Annotated in this window: 19 protein-coding genes; 13 read left to right on the top strand and 6 right to left on the bottom strand. The window is 69.7% G+C overall.

The window, feature by feature from the left end; genetic code table 11:
• Positions 1-69: 69 nt before the first annotated feature.
• Genes ACIA8G_RS16720 through ACIA8G_RS16705 form a run of 4 tightly spaced genes read left to right on the top strand, consistent with a single transcriptional unit; the run spans position 70 to position 3,349 of the window.
• Positions 70-1,152: an ABC transporter ATP-binding protein gene (locus tag ACIA8G_RS16720; RefSeq protein ID WP_396419366.1), complete on the top strand. Its 1,083-nt coding sequence runs from the start codon at positions 70-72 to the stop codon at positions 1,150-1,152.
• The gene (locus ACIA8G_RS16715) at positions 1,149-1,787 is read left to right on the top strand and encodes an ABC transporter permease (protein ID WP_396419365.1); all 639 of its coding nucleotides are present in this window, start codon (positions 1,149-1,151) and stop codon (positions 1,785-1,787) included. The genes ACIA8G_RS16720 and ACIA8G_RS16715 overlap by 4 nt, the downstream gene beginning before the upstream one ends.
• Before the next feature lie 6 nt (positions 1,788-1,793).
• The gene (locus ACIA8G_RS16710) at positions 1,794-2,453 is read left to right on the top strand and encodes an ABC transporter permease (protein ID WP_396419364.1); all 660 of its coding nucleotides are present in this window, start codon (positions 1,794-1,796) and stop codon (positions 2,451-2,453) included.
• Positions 2,450-3,349 (top strand): ABC transporter substrate-binding protein, encoded by a 900-nt coding sequence (locus ACIA8G_RS16705; protein ID WP_396419363.1) that lies wholly within the window; start codon positions 2,450-2,452, stop codon positions 3,347-3,349. Before ACIA8G_RS16710 ends, ACIA8G_RS16705 begins: the two co-directional genes overlap by 4 nt.
• Before the next feature lie 60 nt (positions 3,350-3,409).
• Here ACIA8G_RS16705 and ACIA8G_RS16700 read toward each other — a convergent pair whose 3' ends face one another.
• From ACIA8G_RS16700 to ACIA8G_RS16685, 4 genes are read right to left on the bottom strand one after another with little or no spacing between them, the layout of a single operon-like run.
• The gene (locus tag ACIA8G_RS16700; protein ID WP_396419362.1) at positions 3,410-4,405 is read right to left on the bottom strand and encodes a GNAT family N-acetyltransferase; all 996 of its coding nucleotides are present in this window, start codon (positions 4,403-4,405) and stop codon (positions 3,410-3,412) included.
• 9 nt (positions 4,406-4,414) lie between these two features.
• Positions 4,415-5,257 carry a haloalkane dehalogenase gene (locus ACIA8G_RS16695; protein ID WP_396419361.1) on the bottom strand — a complete coding sequence of 281 codons (843 nt, stop codon included), beginning with the start codon at positions 5,255-5,257 and terminating at the stop codon, positions 4,415-4,417.
• 12 nt (positions 5,258-5,269) lie between these two features.
• Positions 5,270-5,707, bottom strand: a complete 438-nt coding sequence (locus ACIA8G_RS16690) for a MarR family winged helix-turn-helix transcriptional regulator (protein ID WP_396419360.1) — start codon at positions 5,705-5,707, stop codon at positions 5,270-5,272.
• 36 nt (positions 5,708-5,743) lie between these two features.
• Positions 5,744-6,529, bottom strand: a complete 786-nt coding sequence (locus ACIA8G_RS16685) for an IclR family transcriptional regulator (RefSeq protein WP_396419359.1) — start codon at positions 6,527-6,529, stop codon at positions 5,744-5,746.
• Positions 6,530-6,643: 114 nt separating this feature from the next.
• Between ACIA8G_RS16685 and ACIA8G_RS16680 the strand changes: the two genes are divergently transcribed.
• The 8 genes from ACIA8G_RS16680 to ACIA8G_RS16645 all read left to right on the top strand — a co-directional run bounded on the left by ACIA8G_RS16680 (position 6,644) and on the right by ACIA8G_RS16645 (position 15,641).
• Positions 6,644-7,171, top strand: a complete 528-nt coding sequence (locus tag ACIA8G_RS16680) for a SigE family RNA polymerase sigma factor (protein WP_396419358.1) — start codon at positions 6,644-6,646, stop codon at positions 7,169-7,171.
• The gene (locus tag ACIA8G_RS16675) at positions 7,168-8,133 is read left to right on the top strand and encodes a hypothetical protein (protein WP_396419357.1); all 966 of its coding nucleotides are present in this window, start codon (positions 7,168-7,170) and stop codon (positions 8,131-8,133) included. Before ACIA8G_RS16680 ends, ACIA8G_RS16675 begins: the two co-directional genes overlap by 4 nt.
• A 76-nt stretch (positions 8,134-8,209) precedes the next feature.
• Entirely contained in the window at positions 8,210-9,715 is a 1,506-nt protein-coding gene (gene hutH, locus ACIA8G_RS16670; protein ID WP_396419356.1) for a histidine ammonia-lyase, read from the top strand.
• Entirely contained in the window at positions 9,715-11,355 is a 1,641-nt protein-coding gene (gene hutU / locus ACIA8G_RS16665) for a urocanate hydratase (protein WP_396419355.1), read from the top strand. Before hutH ends, hutU begins: the two co-directional genes overlap by 1 nt.
• Positions 11,356-11,510: 155 nt before the next feature.
• Positions 11,511-12,680: an allantoate amidohydrolase gene (locus ACIA8G_RS16660; RefSeq protein WP_396419354.1), complete on the top strand. Its 1,170-nt coding sequence runs from the start codon at positions 11,511-11,513 to the stop codon at positions 12,678-12,680.
• Positions 12,677-13,951: a formimidoylglutamate deiminase gene (locus ACIA8G_RS16655; protein ID WP_396419353.1), complete on the top strand. Its 1,275-nt coding sequence runs from the start codon at positions 12,677-12,679 to the stop codon at positions 13,949-13,951. The genes ACIA8G_RS16660 and ACIA8G_RS16655 overlap by 4 nt, the downstream gene beginning before the upstream one ends.
• Complete coding sequence (gene hutI / locus ACIA8G_RS16650) at positions 13,948-15,081, top strand: imidazolonepropionase (RefSeq protein WP_396419352.1); 1,134 nt, start codon at positions 13,948-13,950, stop codon at positions 15,079-15,081. Before ACIA8G_RS16655 ends, hutI begins: the two co-directional genes overlap by 4 nt.
• A gap of 110 nt (positions 15,082-15,191) precedes the next feature.
• Positions 15,192-15,641: a hypothetical protein gene (locus ACIA8G_RS16645; protein ID WP_396419351.1), complete on the top strand. Its 450-nt coding sequence runs from the start codon at positions 15,192-15,194 to the stop codon at positions 15,639-15,641.
• On the opposite strand, the gene ACIA8G_RS16640 is transcribed toward ACIA8G_RS16645, so the two are convergent.
• A complete protein-coding gene (locus tag ACIA8G_RS16640) occupies positions 15,629-16,972 on the bottom strand; it encodes a PLP-dependent aminotransferase family protein (RefSeq protein WP_396419350.1) in 1,344 nt (447 codons plus the stop codon). The two genes, ACIA8G_RS16645 and ACIA8G_RS16640, sit on opposite strands and share 13 nt — an antisense overlap.
• Positions 16,973-17,045: 73 nt before the next feature.
• On the opposite strand from ACIA8G_RS16640, the gene ACIA8G_RS16635 reads away from it, so the two are divergent.
• Positions 17,046-17,927 carry a hypothetical protein gene (locus ACIA8G_RS16635; protein WP_396419349.1) on the top strand — a complete coding sequence of 294 codons (882 nt, stop codon included), beginning with the start codon at positions 17,046-17,048 and terminating at the stop codon, positions 17,925-17,927.
• 125 nt (positions 17,928-18,052) lie between these two features.
• Here the strand turns inward: ACIA8G_RS16635 and ACIA8G_RS16630 are convergent, their stop codons facing one another.
• On the bottom strand, positions 18,053-19,228 hold the full coding sequence (locus tag ACIA8G_RS16630) for a S8 family peptidase (RefSeq protein ID WP_396419348.1): 1,176 nt from the start codon (positions 19,226-19,228) through the stop codon (positions 18,053-18,055).
• Positions 19,229-19,276: the final 48 nt, after the last annotated feature.

The raw sequence follows: 19,276 nt of genomic DNA, 5'->3' as shown, positions 1-19,276 counted from the left end.
AAGGTCTTTGGGATCTACATCCAGGGCGGTCCGAATCGGGGTGACCGTCACGACCGGAGGGATCTTCGGGTGATCGAGTTCCGGGCCGTCACCAAGCGGTTCGAGGACGGGACCATCGCTGTCGACGAGCTCGACCTCACGGTCGAGGCGGGCACCATCACGGTGTTCGTCGGCCCCTCCGGCTGCGGCAAGACGACGTCGCTGCGCATGGTCAACCGCATGATCGACCCCACCTCGGGCACGATCCTGGTGGACGGCAAGGACGTCCTGACCGTCGACCCGCCGACCCTGCGGCGCGGTATCGGCTACGTGATCCAGCAGGCGGGGCTCTTCCCGCACCGGACCGTGCTCGACAACATCGCGACCGTGCCGCTGCTGTCCGGTTGGGACAGACGAAAGGCTCGCACCCGTGCCGCGGAGCTGCTGGAGATCGTCGGCCTGGACCCGAACTTCGGCAAGCGCTACCCGGCACAGCTCTCCGGCGGTCAGCAGCAGCGCGTCGGCGTCGCCCGCGCACTAGCGGCCGACCCGCCGGTGTTGCTGATGGACGAGCCGTTCAGCGCGGTCGACCCGGTGGTGCGCGAGGACCTGCAGAACGAACTCCTTCGCCTGCAAGCGGAACTCGACAAGACGATCGTGTTCGTCACGCACGACATCGACGAGGCGCTCAAGCTCGGCGAGCGCGTCGCGGTGTTCCAGACCGGCGGGCACCTCGCGCAGTACGCGCGGCCGACCGAGCTGCTCAGCGCTCCCGCCAACGACTTCGTCGCGTCGTTCGTCGGCAGGGACCGCGGCTACCGCACGCTCACCTTCCTGCACGCCGACGTGCCCGTGCGCGAAGTCGCCACGGCGAAGCTCGGCGAGCGCGTCAACGTCACCGGTTGGACGCTTGTTGTCGACGAGGCGAACCGCCCGAAGGGCTGGCTGTCCGGAGTGGACGGTGAGGTCGAGGTCAGCGAGAAGCACCTGATCTCGGGCGGGTCGCTCTACGACGGCTCGTCGTTGCGCGGTGCGCTCGACGCGGCGCTCAGCTCACCGTCCGCGCTCGGCGTGACGATCGACGACAAGGGTGCGGTGGTCGGCGTGGTCGAGGCCGACGACGTGATCAAGGCGCTCGCGAAGGCCCGCGCGGCGGGTGAGGTCCCGAAGTGACCTGGATTTTCGAGAACTGGGAAAGGTTCTGGGAAGTCACCCTGGTGCACCTCCGGCTCTCCGTCGTGCCGGTGCTGATCGGGTTCGTGCTCGCCATCCCGCTGGGGTGGTGGGCGAGCCGGTCGCAGACGGCGCGCGCGGTGCTGTTCCCGTTCGCCAACATCCTCTTCACGATCCCGTCCATCGCGCTGATCGTGATCACTCCGGTGCTGCTGGGCGTGAAGATCCTCGACGAGATCAACGTCATCGTGCCGCTGGTCGTCTACACGGTCGCGCTGATGGTCCGCTCGGTCGCGGACGCGCTCTCCGCCGTGCCGGGCAACGTCGTCGCCGCGGCGAACGCGATGGGATACCGGCCGTTGCGCCGGTTCCTCACCGTCGACTTCCCGCTCGCGCTACCGGTCACGATCGCGGGACTGCGGGTCGCGACGGTGTCGAACATCAGCATGGTGAGCGTCGGCGCGCTCGTCGGACTCGGTGGCTACGGCCAGCTCTTCACCGAGGGCTACCAGGCGGACCACACCGAGAAGGTCCTCGCGGGCCTGATCGGCACGGTGGTGCTGGCGGTGCTCGCGGACGGCTCGCTGTTGCTGCTCGGACGGGTGCTCACGCCGTGGGCAAGGGCGGGGAGGTGAGCTGACGTGGGCTGGCTCTTCGATCCCGCGCACTGGAGCGGCGCGACCGGGATTCCGGTGCGGCTGCTGGAACATCTCGGCTACACGTTCGTCACGCTGCTGATCGCCGCGGTCATCGCGATCCCGCTCGGCGCGTTCGTCGGCCACACCGGCAAGGGCGGGTTCGTGATCGTCGGACTCTCCAACACGCTCCGGGCCTTGCCCACGACAGCGGTGCTGATCCTCGTGGTGCTGTGGGCGGGCCTGGGCGACTTCCCGGTGTACGTAGCGCTGGTGCTGCTGGCGATCCCGCCGATCATGGCGGGCACCTACGCGGGCGTCCGCGCGGTCGACCCGGTGACCGTCGACGCGGCGCGGGGTGTCGGCATGCGCGAGTCGGGAGTGCTGCTCCAGGTGGAGATCCCGAACGCGCTTCCGTTGATCTACGGCGGTTTCCGCGGCGCCGCGCTGCAGGTCGTCGCGACCGCCACCATCGCCGCCTACACCGGTGCAGGTGGCCTCGGCAGGCTCGTCTTCGACGGCCTCGCCCTGCAGGAGTTCGGACAGATGCTCGCCGGCGCGGTGCTCGTGGCACTGCTCGCCGTTCTCGTCGACCTGGGGTTCGCCGGCCTGCAACGGCTGACGGTCTCGCCAGGGCTGCGTCCAGTGGGAACCGGAGGAAAATGATGAAGCGCATCGCCACGGCTGTCGCTGCCGTGATGCTTCTGTCGGCGTGCGGCGGTGACCCGCTGCAGGGTGGCAACGGCAACCCGGCCCCGACGGACACCATCGTCGTGGGCTCCGCGAACTTCCCGGAGTCGCGCCTGCTCTCGGAGATCTACGCGGAAGCGTTGGCCGCCAAGGGAATCAAGGTCTCGAAGAGGCCGAACATCGGCAACCGCGAGCTGTACTTCAAGGGCGTGCAGGACGGCTCGATCGACCTGATCCCCGAGTACACCGGCGTGCTGCTCAAGCACGTCAACAAGGAAGCGCCCGAGGTCGGTTCCGAAGAGGTGTACGCGGCGCTGCAGAAGGCGTTGCCGAAGGGCCTCATCGTGCTCGACAAGTCGGCGGCCGAGGACAAGGACGCGGTCGTCGTCACCAAGCAGACCGCGGCCCAGTACAGCCTCAAGTCGATCGACGACCTCGTGCCGTACTGCAAGGACCTGGTCTTCGGCGGCCCGCCGGAGTTCCAGAACCGCCCGGACGGCCTGCCCGGCCTGAAGGCCAAGTACGCGTGCGAGTTCAAGTCGTTCAAGGCGCTCGACGTCGGCGGCCCGCTGACGGTCGCCGGCCTGAAGGACAACACGGTGCAGGCGGCCGACCTGTTCACGACGGACACCTCCATCAAGGCCAACGAGTTCGTGGTGCTCGAGGACCCGAAGAGCGTGTTCGCCGCGCAGAACGTGCTGCCGCTGATCAACGAGAAGAAGGCGTCGCAGCAGGTGCGCGAGATCCTCAACGCCATCTCGAAGAAGCTCGACACGAAGACGCTGCTGGACCTGAACCAGAAGCTGGGCGCGCCGGACAAGCCGGAGCCGGACAAGGTCGCCAAGGAGTGGCTCGCCTCGGTGGGTCTCTGATTTTCGGGCGTCTGCAAGTACTACCGGCTCGCTGTCGGTGGTACTTGCAGACGCCTTTGGTTACAGCCGCAGTTCCGAGATCGACGCGCTCACCGAGACCATCTCGCCGACAGTCACGAAGCCGACCGAGTGGTTGACCCGTGCCATGTGCGCGTTCTCGGCGCCGGTGCCGGTCAGGATCTGCGTGACCGCGGGCCGCTCCGCCCGCACCCACCGGATCATGTGCGCCTTCATGCAGCGCCCGAGCCCGTGCCCACGATGAGCCGGCACCACCGAGGTTTCCTGCTGAGAAGCCCGGTGCGGGCGGTCGCTGTGCAGTTCGAGTTCGGTCATGCCGGCCACGGCGCCGCTGGCCTCGTGCACGGCGACCACCACTCGTTGCTCGGCACCGCGTTCGAGATAGTCGTCCTCCGCCGCCCGCACCCTGTCGGGCGTCCACTGCGCTGACGGCACGGTCTGGTCGCCCGTGGGGGCGTCTTGGATCGCGTTGCGTGCGGTGGCGTAGGAGGACAACAGGTCGTCGGGCGTGCGGCTGGTCCACTGCGCCAGGCGGTAGCCGGGTGGCACCGGGACGTCCCAGAGCGCGCTGTCCACTTCGGCGAACTTCAGGCTCTGGAAGATCGCGGTGTTGACGGTCCGGAACCCGCGGTTCGCCGCCCAGCGGGAACCGTCGCTGTCCCTGGTCGGCTGCCGGCTCTCGATCCTGGTACGGCCACCGGCCTGGATCTCGGGCAGCAGAGTGCGCAGGATCGCCGTGCCGACTCCCTGGCGGCGTGCGCGCGGGTGCACCGTGATCTCGATCAGTACGGTGTGTTCCCAGTCCGGGAACCACAGGTCGGCGAAGCCGGCGATCTCGTCGTCGAGGCGGGCCACCCACGTCTGTGATGGCCCGAGCCCCTGGAACGGCGTCCCCAGCCGGAGCAGGAATTCCTCATAGGTCGGTGCCGGCCACTTCGGGAGGTCGTCCGCGTACCGGGCGCTGAGCACCTCGTAGAAGGCGCGGAGATCGGCTTCGGATGCGTGCGCTGGATCGAACTTCTCGACTGTTGCCCCCATACAACCGATCTAAGCAAGGCTGTGCCGGGATGCCCAGGCCGCGATCGCGGCGGCGATCTCCTTCGGCCGGTCCTCCTGCGCGTGATGCCCGGCCTCGCCACCCGCGAGGACCTCCAGCGCGGCGATGTTCTCCTCACACCACGCCTGCATCTCCGGCCCGATCAACAACGTCGGAGAGTTCTCGAACGTCATCAGCAGCTTGGGCACCTCGGAGGCCCCGAGCCACTCCCCGTAGGCCTCCATGCGAGGAATGAGCGCAGGCGGCTCACCGTCGACCGGCAGCTGCTGCGCCCACGCCAGCACCGGCCGGCGGCTCTCCCGATCCGGGAACGGCGCCAGGTACACCGCCATGTCCTCCTCCGACACCGGCGTGCGCACACCACCGGTGAACGCCTGACGCACGAACCCGTCCTGGTCCAGCACCAGTTCCTCAGCGAGCCCAGGCGTGCGGAACTTGTGCGCACGCTCCTGAGCGGCGGGCTGGAGGTCGGTGCTCGCCAAGGGCTTGACCATCGTCTCGAAGAACGCCACACCGGCCACGCGCGACGGATGCCGGGCCGCCCAGTCGAACGCCAGCGCGCCTCCCCAGTCGTGGCCGACCAGGACCACGCGGTCCAGCTCCAGGGCGTCGAACCACGCGTCGAGGTAGCGGGCGTGGTCGGCGAACGAGTAGTCGATGGCCGGCTTGCCGGAGCGGCCCATGCCGATGAGGTCCGGCGCGAGCCCGCCCAACTCCGGCAGCACGTTGCGCCAGATGTGCGATGAGCCGGGATTGCCGTGCAGGAAGACGAACGGCGCGTTGTCCTGCGAGAGGTAGTGGATGGTCGAGTCGAGTACGGGGACGACAGGCATCGGGAGAAGCTCCTAGTCGAGTGGCACGGAGAGCAGTGCGGTGAGGTCGCGGGAGAGGGCCGCGGTGCGGTCGCCGGACCTGCCTCCCAGTGGGGCCAGCAGGCGGTCCAGCAGCGCGCCGACGAGCTCTACGGCAGGCAGGACCACGGAGTGCCCGCGGTCGGTCAGCGACACCCGGACGGTTCGGGTGTCGGCCTTGTCTCGGGTGCGCTGGATGAGGCCGTCGGCGTCGAGCGCGCGCGCCAGCTTGGACACGTACAGCGCTTCGAGGCCGGTGAAGTCGGCCAGTTCACGTTGCGATGGCGGGGTGTCGAACGCGAGCAGCGACGCCAGCACCACGTACTGGGCGTGCGTCAGGCCGTGTGGGGTCAACGCGCGATCTACGGCCACCCGCCACTTCATCGCCAGTCGCCACACGAGGTGTCCGGGCGTTGCTGAAGAGCTGCTCATAGCAGATACAGTACATAGCTACTATGTACATGGCTACTAATTCTGGGCCGCGTGGCCGCCGATCCGCGTCGTCAGCTCCTCGGCCGCCTTCCTGACCTCCTTGGCCAGGTCTGGCCACGTCTGCCCGCACGGCGTGTCGCACACGTGCCGGAACGTCAGCGTGATGGCCGCTATCGGCCGTTCTCCGTGGTCGAACACCGGCGCCGCCACCGAGGCGAACCCCGCGGTCACGAACCCGTCCTCGACGGCCCACCCCTGCCGGCGCTCGAGGGTGAGCAGCCGGCGCAACGCGGGCAGGTTGTGCGGGCCGCGTCCGGTCCTGTCGACGAACGCCGCGACCGACGGGAACAGCGCCCTGGCCTGCGCGGGTGGGACGTGCGCCAGCATCGCGCGGCCGGACGCCGTCAGGTGGGCGGGCAGCCGGACGCCGACGTCGGACACGATCGTCTGCGGCTGCCGGGGCTGCTCGCGCACGAGGTACAGCGCCTCGGCGCCGTAAAGCACACCCAGATGGGCGACCTTCTCCATCCGGTCGGCGAGCTTGCGCAGCAGTGGACGGGCCAGCCGTTCCAGCGGGTCGTGACGAAGGTAGGCGGACCCGAGCTCGAACGCCGCGACGCCCAGGCCGTACCGCTTCTCCTCGGGGAAGTGCGTCGCGAAGCCGGCCTCGGTCAGTTCCGACAGCAGGTGGTAGGTCGTTGACCTGGGCAGATTCAGCTCACGCGCCACCGACGCCGCGGAGACGGGACCTGGTCGCCCGGCGAGCAGGCGCAGGACCGCGAGCCCTCGCCGCAGCGCGGGAACATCACTGCTGCTGCCCACAAAAGTGATTTTCCCACGTGATCCAGCCCACGCCGTTCCGCCATCAGTGCACACTCAACAGAACAGCCTCGAGGTGCGTTGTAAGTGGCGTGACGGTTTTGAAGGGGGTCGGGATTGACACCGAGTTTCGATGACTTCGTGGCAGAACAGGTGACCCCGTTGCTGCGCTACGCCACCGTGCTCACGTGCGACCCGCACCTGGCCCAGGACGTGGTCCAGGAAGTGCTGCTGCGTGCGCAGCAGAAGTGGGATCGCATCGGATCCGTCGACCTCCCTCACGCCTACGTCAAACGCATGGTCACGAACGAGTACCTCTCGTGGCGCAGACGTAGGGCGGCCAAGGACGTCGCCCTCTGCATGACGACGCTGGAGTCCGTCACCCCGCCCGTCGCGGACAAGACCCACCACTTCGACGAACGGGAAGCCATGTTGCAGCGGATCGCGAGGCTGCCCCGCAAACAGCGGGCGGCGGTCGTGCTCCGCTACTACGAGAACTACGAGGACTCGGAGATCGCACAGATGCTCGGTTGTGCCGAGGGAACCGTGCGCAGCCACATCTCGCGTGCGCTGGCCACACTCCGCCTGGACCACACGCCGGAGCCCGCTGGTGTCGGGTTGCGGCTCGGGGAGGGCCTGTCGTGAACGACACCGAACAGCTGATCAAGGATGCGCTCGGCAAGCTCGCAGAACGCACACCGCACCCAGGGCCGACGCTCAACGCCCTGCGGCGCAAGCGGAAGAGGCAGCGGAACAACGTCTTCCTCATCGCCACCGCCGGTATGGCCGCGGTCGCCGTCCTGATCTTCACCGGTCTCATCGCCAGCGACCGGTACACGCCGCCCAATCACAACGACGCGGCTGCCGCGCTGATGCCGACGAACGTCAACGGGCAGAGCTTCGAGTTGAAGTACGCGCCGCACTGGCTGCCGGACGGCTTCGTCGAGAACTACCGCAGTGTCGGTCCCGAGGTCACCCGCGTCTGGGTGCCGGTGAGTGCCAAGGACCGCAACCCGATGGAGCAGACCGGCGACCCGCGGGTGACCCTGCGCAAGCTGAAGAAGCTGCCGGACGGCCTGGACCAGTGGCAGGAGGTCACCGTCCGCGGGCTCAAGGCGTGGCAGAAGTCGTCCCAAGGGCAGTCGGCGGGCCTCACCACCGAGGTCGTGTGGCAGGCGCAGGACGCCCTCAGCGTGACTTTGCGCGGCGTGACGGACGCATCGGAGGCCGCACTGCGCGTCGCCGACTCGGTGCGCGCGGACTCGAACCTCTCCTTCCTGCCGCCGTTCTGGCTGGACGGAAAGGCCGCGGCCGACGTCTGGGGCAGCTCGCCCTACGACTGGTCGGCCCGGTGGGCCGGCGAGAAGTTCGGGGTGACCGTGTCGACGAGGCAGCCGGCCAAGACCGAGGGTGCGCTCGCGACGGTGCGCGGTCAGAAGGGCACCGTCGTCAACGACAGCGCGGTCGTGGTGCGGGACAGCAGCGGCTTCTGGATCACCGTGGAGGGTGCTCCGGGAGCGCGCGACAGCCTGGTCGAGGCCGCCAACCGCGTTCAACTCCAGATCGTGCCCTCTCCTGACACGATCTGGATCGGCAAGGGGTTGTAGACCCCCGTCTGGTATTCCAGACACCATCGGGCGCTCCGGGGTCGCTGAGTCGGCTCCGGAGCGCTGTGATGTCTCCATGCGACAACCGGTGGAGCTGGGTCCGAAGCCGCTGACCCTCGATGACGTTCATGCCGTCGCCCGTGACGGCGCCCCGGTGGCGATCACCGAGGCGGCCCGTGAGGCGGTCACCGCCGCCCGCGCCCACATCGAAGAGCTCGCCACGGCCGAACGCCCCACCTACGGCGTCTCGACCGGGTTCGGCGCGCTCGCCATCCGGCACATCCCGCCGGACCGCCGCGCCCAGCTGCAGCGATCGCTGATCCGCTCGCACGCGGCCGGTTCCGGCCCCGAGGTCGAGCGCGAGGTCGTGCGGGCGTTGATGCTGCTGCGGCTGCGCACTCTCTCGACCGGGCACACCGGCGTCCGGATGTCCACTGTGGACGCGATGGCCGGGATGCTCAACGCCGGCATCACCCCGGTGGTGCACGAGTTCGGCTCGCTGGGCTGTTCCGGTGACCTGGCGCCGCTGTCGGCGAGCGCGCTGGCGTTGATGGGCGAGGGCATGGTCCGCAACGCGGCCGGCGAGCTCGTGACCGCTGCCGAAGCTCTTCAGGCCGCAGGCATCGAACCCGTGCAGCTGGCCGAGAAGGAAGGCCTCGCGCTGATCAACGGCACCGACGGCATGCTCGGCATGCTGTCGCTGGCGATCGCGGACTTCACCAGGTTGCTCGACATCGCGGACCTCACCGCCGCGATGAGCGTCGAGGCACTGCTCGGCACCGACCGCGTCTTCGAGCCCGAGCTGCACGCGCTGCGCCCGCATCCCGGTCAGAACGTGTCGGCCGCGCGGATGCTCGCGTTCCTGCGCGACTCCGAGATCGTCGCGTCGCACCGCGGCCCGGACTGCACCCGCGTGCAGGACGCGTACTCGCTGCGCTGCTCTCCGCAGGTGCACGGCGCGGCGCGCGACACCGTGGCGTACGCCGCGACGGTCGCGGACCGCGAGCTGTCCTCGGTCATCGACAACCCGGTGGTGCTCGCGGACGGCCGGGTCGAGTCGAACGGCAACTTCCACGGCGCGCCCGTCGCGTACGTGCTGGACTTCCTCGCCATCCCGCTCGCGGACGTGGCGTCCATCGCCGAACGCCGCACCGACCGCATGCTCGACGTCTCGCGCTCGCACGGCCTGCCGCCGTTCCTCGCCGACGACCCCGGTGTCGACTCCGGTCACATGATCGCCCAGTACACCCAGGCGGCGATCGTGTCCGAGCTCAAGCGCCTGGCCGTGCCGGCGTCCGTCGACTCGATCCCGTCCTCCGCGATGCAGGAGGACCACGTGTCGATGGGCTGGTCCGCCGCCCGCAAGCTGCGCAAGGCCGTGGACGGTCTCACGACCGTGCTGGCCATCGAACTGCTCACGGCCGCGCGGGCGCTCGACCTGCGCGCGCCCCTCAAGCCCGCCCCCGCGACGGCCGCCGCCGTGGCGAAGTTGCGCGAGACCGTCCAGGGCCCCGGTCCTGACCGCCACCTCGCCCCCGAGATCGCTGCCGCCGAGGCCCTGATTCGAAGTGGAGCTCTGTAATGGTCGTACGCGCTGACCGTGGCACCGAACTGACCGCGAAGAACTGGTCGACCGAGGCCGCGCTGCGGATGTTCCACAACAACCTCGACCCGGACGTCGCCGAGCGCCCCGAGGACCTCGTCGTCTACGGCGGCACCGGCAAGGCCGCGCGCGACTGGCCGTCGTTCGACGCGATCACCCGCGAGCTCAAGAACCTGGAGGCCGACGAGACGCTGCTGGTGCAGTCGGGCCGTCCGGTCGGCGTCATGCGCACGAACGAGTGGGCACCGCGGGTGCTGATCGCGAACTCGAACCTGGTGCCGGACTGGGCGAACTGGCCAGAGTTCCGCCGCCTGGAGGCCGAGGGCCTCACGATGTACGGGCAGATGACCGCGGGTTCGTGGATCTACATCGGCACCCAGGGCATCCTGCAGGGCACCTTCGAGACGTTCGCGGCGGTCGCCAACAAGCGCTTCAACGGAACGCTTCGCGGAACCCTCACCGTCACGGCCGGCCTCGGCGGCATGGGTGGCGCGCAGCCGCTCGCCGTGACGATGAACGAGGGCGTCGCGCTGTGCATCGAGGTCGACCCGCACCGCGCGCAGCGTCGCCTGGAGACCCGCTACCTGGACGAGATCGCCGCCGATCTGGACTCGGCGATCGAGCGCGTGCTCGCCGCGAAGGCCGCCGGTGAGGCCGTTTCCGTTGGCGTCGTGGGCAACGCGGCGGAGATCCTGCCCGAGCTGCTGCGTCGCGAGATCGCGGTCGACGTCGTGACGGACCAGACGTCGGCGCACGACCCGTTGGCGTACCTGCCGATCGGCGTCGCGCTGGAGGACTGGGCGTCGTACGCCGCCGCGAAGCCGGAGGAGTTCACCGACCGGGCGCGGAAGTCGATGGCCACGCACGTCGAGGCGATGGTCGGGTTCATGGACCGCGGCGCCGAGGTGTTCGACTACGGCAACTCGATCCGCGGCGAGGCGCAGCTCGCCGGCTACGACCGGGCGTTCGCGTTCCCCGGCTTCGTGCCCGCGTACATCCGGCCGCTGTTCTGCGAGGGCAAGGGCCCGTTCCGCTGGGCCGCGCTGTCCGGTGACCCGGCGGACATCGCTGCTACGGACCGCGCGATCCTGGAGCTGTTCCCGGAGAACGAGCAGCTCGCCCGGTGGATCAAGATGGCCGGTGAGCGCGTCGAGTTCCAGGGCCTGCCCGCCCGGATCTGCTGGCTGGGCTACGGCGAGCGGCACCTGGCCGGCCTGAAGTTCAACGAGATGGTGGCTTCCGGCGAGTTGTCCGCGCCGATCGTGATCGGCCGCGACCACCTGGACTGCGGCTCGGTGGCCTCGCCGTACCGCGAGACCGAGGCGATGGCCGACGGCTCCGACGCGATCGCGGACTGGCCGCTGCTCAACGCCCTGGTCAACACGGCGTCGGGTGCGACATGGGTGTCCATCCACCACGGTGGTGGTGTGGGCATCGGCCGCTCGATCCACGCCGGTCAGGTGACGGTCGCGGACGGCACCGAGCTGGCCGCGCAGAAGATCGAGCGCGTGCTCACCAACGACCCCGGTATGGGCGTCATCCGGCACGTGGACGCCGGGTACGACGAGGCCAAGGCTGTCGCATCTGACAAGGGCGTTCGCATTCCGATGGAGGGCTGAAAATTGTCAGACCTCGCTGGGAGAATTGAAATCGGGGGACCCCCTGGAGGGGACCCCTGCGCAAGCTTGCCGATCTTGTCGGTGCTGCCTGGGAGAATTGAATCAGGGGACCCCCTGGGAGGGGACCCTTGCGCGAGCCTGCGGGTGGAGGCGTGATGCTGCAGCAGATCACCGATGTCGGGCGCGACCTCAAGCGCGGCGGCTACTCCCGGCACGGTTACGACAAGCCCGAGCTGGAGCTCCGGCACTGGTTCGTCGAACAGGCCGTCCGCCGCGGCCTGAACGTCGAAACCGACCAGAACGGCAACCTCTGGGCCTGGTGGGGCGAGCGCGGCGACAACGCGCTCGTCACCGGCAGCCACCTGGACTCGGTCCCCGGCGGCGGCGCCTTCGACGGCCCCCTCGGTGTCACGAGCGCCCTGGAAGCCGTGGATCTGCTGCAGGCCAAGGGGTTCAAGCCCAGCAAGCCGTTCGCCATCACGGTCTTCGCCGAGGAGGAGGGTGGCCGGTTCGGCGTCGCCTGCCTGGGCTCCCGCCTCCTGACCGGCGCCATCTCCCCGGAGAAGGCGCTCGGCCTCAAAGACCCGGACGGCATCACGCTGGCCGAGGCCATGAAGGCCGCCGGCTACAACCCGGACCTGGTCGGCAAGGACGATCGCGCACTCAGGCGCATCGGCCAGTTCGTCGAGCTGCACGTCGAGCAGGGCCGCGGCCTCACGGTGCCGGTGGGCGTGGCGAGCAGCATCCTCGCGCACGGCAGGTGGCGCTTCACGTTCGCCGGCGAGGGCAACCACGCCGGCGCCACCCTGATCGAGGACCGGCGTGACCCGATGCTCCCGGCCGCGCAACTCGTGCTCGCGGCGCGGAAGGCGGCCAAGGACGGCGGCAGGGCCACGGTCGGGCGGGTGCTTCCCAACCCCGGCGGCACCAACGTCATCGCGTCCACTGTGGACGTCTGGCTGGACGCGCGGGACACCGATGACGCGCGCACCCGCGCGATGGTCGCGGAGATCTCCGAGGCGGCGCAGCAGGCAGCCAAGGAGGAGGGCTGCGAGCTGAGGATCACCGAGGAGTCGTACGGCGACACGGTGTACTTCGACGCGGCGCTGCGCGACGACATCGCGGGGGCGCTCGGCGGCGTTCCGGCGTTGCCGACCGGCGCGGGGCACGACGCTGGCATCCTCGCCGAGCACGTGCCGACCGCGATGTTGTTCGTGCGCAACCCCACTGGCGTGAGTCACGCGCCGGAGGAGTTCGCCGAGCAGGCCGACGTCGACGAGGGCGTCAAGGCGCTGGCCGCGACGATCGAACACCTCGGCTCATGAACTTCTGGTGCGAGCGGGCCTGGTTGCCCGGCGGGCTCGCCGAACGCGTGCTGATCCGGGCCGAGAACGGCGTGATCGCCAACGTGTCCACAGTGGACACGATTCCGCTGGGTGTGCGGCGGTTGTACGGCGTCGTGGTGCCCGGCTTCGCGAACGCCCACTCGCACGCCTTCCATCGCGCTCTCAGAGGCCGCACGCACGACGGTGGCGGCACGTTCTGGACGTGGCGCGAAGGCATGTACGCCCTCGCAGGCAAACTCACCCCGCAGTCCTACTACCGCCTGGCCCGCGCGGTCTACGGCGAGATGGCGCTCGCCGGCGTGACGGCCGTTGGCGAGTTCCACTACGTGCACGACAGGTCGAACGAGTTCGGGTACGCACTAAGAGAAGCGGCCAAAGATGCGGGCATCCGGCTCACGTTGCTGGACACCTGTTACCTCGCCGGTGGCATCGACCAGCCGCTGAACGAGGTGCAGCAACGCTTCTCCGACGGCACCGCCGAGGCGTGGGCGGCCAGGGTCGCGGAGCTCAAGTCCGACGACGTGATGCGCGTCGGGGCTGCGATCCACTCCGTGCGGGCCGTGCCTCGCGCGGAGCTTTCCGCGGTGGCACAGGCGTTTCCGGACGCTCCGCTGCACGTCCACCTCTCCGAGCAGCCCGCCGAGAACGAAGCGTGCCTCGCCGCGTACGGCTTCACCCCGACTGGCTTGCTCCAGGAAGCCGGAGCGTTGTCACCGCGCACCACGGCAGTGCACGCAACGCACCTGACGCCCGAGGACATCGCTCTGCTGGGCGACTCTGGCACCGGAGCGTGCTTCTGTCCGACCACCGAGGCCGACCTGGCCGACGGCATCGGCCCGGCCCGCGAGCTGGCCGACGCGGGCAGCCCGCTGTCGCTGGGCAGCGACCAGCACGCGGTGATCGACCCGCTGCTGGAGACCCGCGCGCTGGAGCACAACGAACGCCTCCGCACCGGCGAGCGCGGCCGGTTCTCGCCGGCCGAGCTGCTCGCCGCCGCCACTCGCCACTCCGCACTCGGCTGGGACGGGGGACGCATCGAACCGGGTGCGCCCTGCGACCTCGTGGCGATCAGCTGCTCGACGCCGCGCACCGCGGGATCGTTGCCGCAGCAGGTGCTCCTGTCGGCGACGGCGTCCGATGTGGACACCGTCGTGGCCGGCGGGCGGGTGGTCGCCTCCGGCGGCGTGCACGAGACTCTGGGAGATGTCGGCAGGCTGCTGACGGACGCGATCGAGGAGCTGTGGGCATGAGCGTGCTGATCACCGGTATCGGCGAGCTGACCACGAACAGCGAGTCAACCGGCGACGCGTTGATCATCGACGGCTCGAAGATCGCCTGGGTCGGTCAGTCCGGAAGCGCTCCGGCGGCGGACGAGCGGGTCGACGTCGAGGGCCGCGCCGTCCTGCCCGGCTGGGTCGACAGCCACACCCACCTGGTCTTCGCGGGCGACCGCACCGCCGAGTTCGGCGCGCGCATGGCCGGCAAGCCGTACACCGCGGGCGGCATCGCGGTAACCGTTGGTGCGACGAGAAGTGCCACCGACGCCGAACTGTCGGAGGTCGTGCGCAAGCACGTCGCCGAGGCGTTGAAACAGGGCACGACGTTCGTGGAGACCAAGACCGGCTACGGCCTCAACGTGCCCGACGAGGTGCGCAGCGCCAGGATCGCGGCCGAGCACGTCGACGAGGTGACGTTCCTCGGCGCCCACCTGGTGCCGCCCGGCGCGGACGCCGACGAGTACGTCGAGCTGGTCCGCGGCGAGATGCTCGACGCCGTGGCACCGCTCGTGCGTTGGGCCGATGTCTTCTGCGAGAAGGGCGCCTTCGACTACGACCAGTCGAAGGCCGTGCTCACCGCGGCCAAGGAGAAGGGCCTCGGCCTGCGCGTGCACGGCAACCAGCTCGGCGAGGGGCCCGGCGTGCGGCTGGCCGTCGAGCTCGGCGCCGCGTCGGTCGACCACTGCACCTACCTGTCCGCGCAGGACATCGACGCGCTGGCGTCGTCGGACACGGTCGCCACGCTGCTCCCGGCGTGCGACCTCTCGACCCGCCAGTCGTTGCCGCCGGCCCGGGCGCTGCTGGACGCCGGTGCGACGGTCGCGCTCGCCAGCAACTGCAACCCCGGCTCCTCCTACACCTCGTCGATGGCGTTCTGCGTGACCACCGCGGTGCTGCAGATGCGGATGAGCGTCGAGGAAGCGGTGTGGGCGGCGACGGCCGGTGGCGCGCAAGCGTTGCGTCGCAACGATGTAGGCGTGATCAGGCCGGGAGCACGGGCTGACCTGCACGTGCTGGACGCGCCGTCCATCACGCACCTCGCCTACCGGCCCGGCGTGCCGTTGACGCACGCGGTGTGGCGGCGCGGCGTGCGAGAGGTGTAGATCGGCCCCCGATTGGTCTGGCTTTCCGGCCAGGGAACGGACCGGGACTTCGGCCGCGTGGATTCCTACGTTGATCAGCGAGTTCGACCAGCCGATCTGAGGGGAAATCCATGATTCGTCACATCCTGCGCGGCCTGGGGGCCGTGTTCGCTGCGTTGCTCGCGATGGGGGTGATGACCGCGCCCGCGTCCGCCGCGGCCAACTGGCAGCCGATCAACCCGACCTCCACCTGGACCTGCCGGCCGACGGTCGCCCACGCGACCTATCCGCAGATCCACTTCCAGGGATGCGTCGTCATCAACTCCAACGGCCACGCTCAGGCCGTGCTCGTGGTCAACAGCGCGAACGCGCCCAAAGCGGTCAAGATCGGAGGGTGGATCAACTCCCAGTTCGGGAGCAACGTCACGTGCGCCGACTCGGTGCTCAACCCCGGCTTCCAGCGCGGTTGCTTCGGGCCGACCGTCGTCGTTCCCTGTGGTGACCACCTGAACACGGTCTACCTCACGGTGAACGGGTCGACCAGCTGGGCCTTCGCGCCGAACGTCCGTCAAGACTGCTGAACGGCGTCCGCCACTGCTCGCGCGGCACCGCGCACCGCCGAGTCGGCGAGGTTGCCGTAACCGAGCACCAGCGCGGGCGGTCCCTGTGCTGAGCGGTACTCGTCGAGGTCGACGAGCCGCAGATCACGCCGTGCGGCCGCAGCGACCACCGCTGCGGCCGCACGGTCGTTCAGGTGCAGCACGAGATGCAGCCCGGCATCGATGGCGGTCATCCGGTGACCGGGTAGCGCGGCCGCGATCTCACTGCGCAGCCGGTCGCGTCTGCGCCGGTGCAGCAGGCGCGACTGGCGCAGGCAGCGGTCGTAGGAGCCGGCGCCGATGAAGCGCGCGAGTGCCTCCTGGTCGAACACCGACGGCGCGTGGCCGGGCCGCAGCCACCGCGCCGGCGCCACCAGCCACCCCATCAGCAACGCGGGCGAGAGCACCTTGTGGATCGCGCCGATCAGCGCGACCCGTGTGGGGTCCAGCGCCTGCAGCACGCCGATCCGGCGCCGGTCGTAGCGGAACTCGCCGTCGAAGTCGCTCTCCACGATCAGCCCGTCGACGTCACGGGCCCACCTGACCAACGCGGCCCGGCGGGTGGCTGCGAGTGCGACACCGGTCGGGAACTGATGGGCGGGCGTCACGATCACCGAACGCACGTGCGGCATGCGGTGCAGGACGTCCACGCGAAGCCCGTCGTCATCCACGGGAACCGGGACGGGCACGAGCTCGGCCGCACGGACGGCCGCGCTCAGTTCCGGCCAGCCGGGATCCTCCACCCCGACGTGGGTGTGCCCTTCGGCGCGAAGAACCTGGCCCAGTCGCCGCACGGCGTCCGGCGTGCCCATGCAGATCACGAGGTCGTCCACGGTCAGCACGGCGCCGCGGGCCCGGACGAGGTAGTCGGTGAGCTGCTGCCGCAGCCGGTGGTGCCCGCGTGGATCGGGGAAGCCGATCTCGCCGGCGGTCAACGCCTCGGCGGCCTCCCTGACGTGGCGGGCCCATCGGCCGGCGGGGAACGTGCGGTGGTCGGGCACGCCGGGCGACAGGTCGAAGGCAGGCGTGCACTGCGCGTTCTTCGCCGTGGCACCGACGACGCCGGGGCAGCGCACCGTGGTGGCCGAACCACTGCGCGCCTCGAGCAGCCCTTCGGCGACGAGCTGTGCGTACGCCTCCGTCACCACCCAGCGCGAACAGCCGAGATCGCTCGCCAGCGTCCTGCTGGCCGGCAACGCGCAGCCGGGCCCGACCCTGCCGCTCACCACCGCCACCCTGATCGCGTCGGTCAACCGCTGGTGCAGCGAGCCTTCGCGGTCGTCCAGGTCGAGCAGCGCGTCCCACCCAGTCACATGATCGACTGTACGGACCGGCCCTACGAGTGGTCCTACTCCGCGATAGGCCACTCGCCGTACGGTTCCCCCTGTGGTGGACTTCTCGGAGGCACTGACGAAAGCCGTCGACAGCAGCGGCCTCAGCCTCGAACGCATTCAGCACCACCTCGCCGCCCGCGGCATGCAGGTGAGCCTCTCGACGCTGAGCTACTGGCGCCGCGGCCGCAGCAGGCCGGAGCGGCCGGAGTCGCTGAAGGTCGTCACCGCGCTGGAAGAGCTGCTCAACCTCGGCGACGGGCACCTCACCGACCGCCTCGGCGACAAGCGGCCGCGCGGCAGATGGGTCGGGCAGGCGCTGTCGCTGGAGGAGATCTGGGACTCGCGCGCCACGACCCTCAGCGAGGTCATGGCGCGGGTCGCCCGGCTTGCGCCCACCCCGAGCACGTACCTCAGCGTGCGCGACCGGCAGGTGATCGGGCCGGACCGGCGCGAGGTCGAGATGCACTGCACCGGGCTCATCCAGGCGCTGGAGGACGGCGTCGACAGGTTCCTGGCCATCCAGGCCGCCGATGCCACGGATCTCGGCGTGGGCACGATCGAGGCGCTGGCGCCGTGCCGGCTCGGGCGGGTGCGGACCGAGGAGGCCAGCGGGTTCCTCGTCGCGGAGATCGTGTTCGACCGCGTCCTGCGAGCCGGTGAGACCGCGGTCGTCGACTACAAGATCACGATGCGGCCCGGCGCGGACAGCGAGGTGTGCGACCGGCGGTTCCTGCGTGCGGTGCACGACTACGTGCTGCAGGTCGACTTCCACCCGGACGCCGTGCCGGTCCGGTGCTACTCGTTCACGCAGCCTTCGTTGCAGGAACCCGAAGTCCTGCTCAACGAGCTGTGGATCGGCACGACCGCCTCGACGCACATCTCGGTGCGCAACTCCGGACCCGGGATCTACGGAGTGCGGTGGGAGTGGGATTAGGACCCACTCCCACCGCACGCGCCCCCATGGGTTGCCGATGCCGGGGCCGAGCCGCATTCGGCCTGGGCATCAAGGGCGCCAGGATGGCCGTCGCCGGAGCAGGGAGTCCGGCGGCGGCAGGCTTTCTAGACCTTCAGCAGCAGGTTCGGTGAACCTGTCTTGATGTCGGTCAGCTTGTCGGGAGTAGCCGCGCCGACCAGCGCGGACCGCACCTGGGCCGGCGTCGCCGACGGGTTCGTGCTCAGGTAGAGCGCCGCCGCACCCGCGACGTGCGGAGAGGCCATCGACGTGCCACCCATCGACCGGGTGCCGGTGTTGTCGCTGTGCGAGGCCGAGACGATGTCGCTGCCCGGCGCCCAGATGTCGAGGCATCGGCCGTGGTTCGACGAGCCCGACGTGTAGATCGACCTCTTGTCGGTGCGGTCCGACGCGCCGACCGTGATCGCCTCCGGCGTGCGGGCCGGGGTGAAGGTGCACGCGTCCTGGCCGCTGTTGCCGCCCGCCAGCACGTAGGTGAAGCCCGCGGTGATCGAGCGCTGCACGGCGCTCTCCAGCGCGCTGTTCGTGCCGCTGCCGCCCAGGCTCATGTTCACCACGGCGGGCTTCTGGCCGTTCTGCGTCACCCAGTCGATGCCGCGGATGATGCCGTCCCACGCTCCGCTTCCGGCGCAGTTGAGCACGCGCACGCCGACGACCTTCGCCTTCTTCGCGACGCCGTACGTCTTGCCCGCGATCGTGCCCGCGACGTGCGTGCCGTGACCCTGGCAGTCCTCCGCGATCGCGTCGTTGTCGATGAAGTCGTAACCGTCCGCGGCGCGATTCTCGAATTCGGAATGCGTTTTCCGGATTCCGGTGTCGAGAACGTACGCGGTCACGTTCGACGCGGTGTTCGGGTAGGTGTACTTGCGGTCCAGCGGCAGGTTCGCCTGGTCGATCCGGTCGAGGCCCCAGGTCGGGTTCGACTGGGTCTCCTGGATCGTCGCGAAGGTGTTGCGCTCGACGAACTCGACCTCGGGGTCCGCCGCGAGCCGCCTGGCCTGCCGCTCGGACATGCCGGCGACGGAGAAACCGTGCAACGCGGTGCTGTAGGTGTGCCGGACCGACCCTTGGTAGCGGGACGCCAGCGCGCTTGCAGGGGTGCGCGCTCCGTTCTTCAGCACGACGATGTAGCTGCCTTCGACCGCCTGTGTGCCCGCACCGGGCAGCACCGCCTCCTCAGCGATCGCGGTGGGCGTCCACATCGCGGTGGAAGCGATGCCGATTGCCGCCGCAATGGCGACATGACGCCGTAGTCGTGCCATGGGTTCCTCCTGGCAGGGAATGAACTGGGGAACACGAAGAAACTAACG

The organism is Lentzea sp. NPDC051213 (assembly GCF_044455585.1).
In the GTDB taxonomy this organism is placed as follows: Bacteria; Actinomycetota; Actinomycetes; order Mycobacteriales; family Pseudonocardiaceae; genus Lentzea.
This window is presented reverse-complemented; position numbering and strand designations above follow the sequence as displayed.

Excerpts from the sequence above, each read along its gene's own strand:
- ACIA8G_RS16705 (WP_396419363.1), top strand. The coding sequence starts at position 2,450 with ATGATGAAGCGCATCGCCACGGCTGTCGCTGCCGTGATGCTTCTGTCG.
- ACIA8G_RS16700 (WP_396419362.1), bottom strand. The coding sequence starts at position 4,405 with ATGGGGGCAACAGTCGAGAAGTTCGATCCAGCGCACGCATCCGAAGCC.
- ACIA8G_RS16695 (WP_396419361.1), bottom strand. The coding sequence starts at position 5,257 with ATGCCTGTCGTCCCCGTACTCGACTCGACCATCCACTACCTCTCGCAG.
- ACIA8G_RS16690 (WP_396419360.1), bottom strand. The coding sequence starts at position 5,707 with ATGAGCAGCTCTTCAGCAACGCCCGGACACCTCGTGTGGCGACTGGCG.
- hutH (WP_396419356.1), top strand. The coding sequence starts at position 8,210 with ATGCGACAACCGGTGGAGCTGGGTCCGAAGCCGCTGACCCTCGATGAC.
- hutU (WP_396419355.1), top strand. The coding sequence starts at position 9,715 with ATGGTCGTACGCGCTGACCGTGGCACCGAACTGACCGCGAAGAACTGG.
- ACIA8G_RS16660 (WP_396419354.1), top strand. The coding sequence starts at position 11,511 with ATGCTGCAGCAGATCACCGATGTCGGGCGCGACCTCAAGCGCGGCGGC.
- ACIA8G_RS16655 (WP_396419353.1), top strand. The coding sequence starts at position 12,677 with ATGAACTTCTGGTGCGAGCGGGCCTGGTTGCCCGGCGGGCTCGCCGAA.
- hutI (WP_396419352.1), top strand. The coding sequence starts at position 13,948 with ATGAGCGTGCTGATCACCGGTATCGGCGAGCTGACCACGAACAGCGAG.
- ACIA8G_RS16645 (WP_396419351.1), top strand. The coding sequence starts at position 15,192 with ATGATTCGTCACATCCTGCGCGGCCTGGGGGCCGTGTTCGCTGCGTTG.
- ACIA8G_RS16630 (WP_396419348.1), bottom strand. The coding sequence starts at position 19,228 with ATGGCACGACTACGGCGTCATGTCGCCATTGCGGCGGCAATCGGCATC.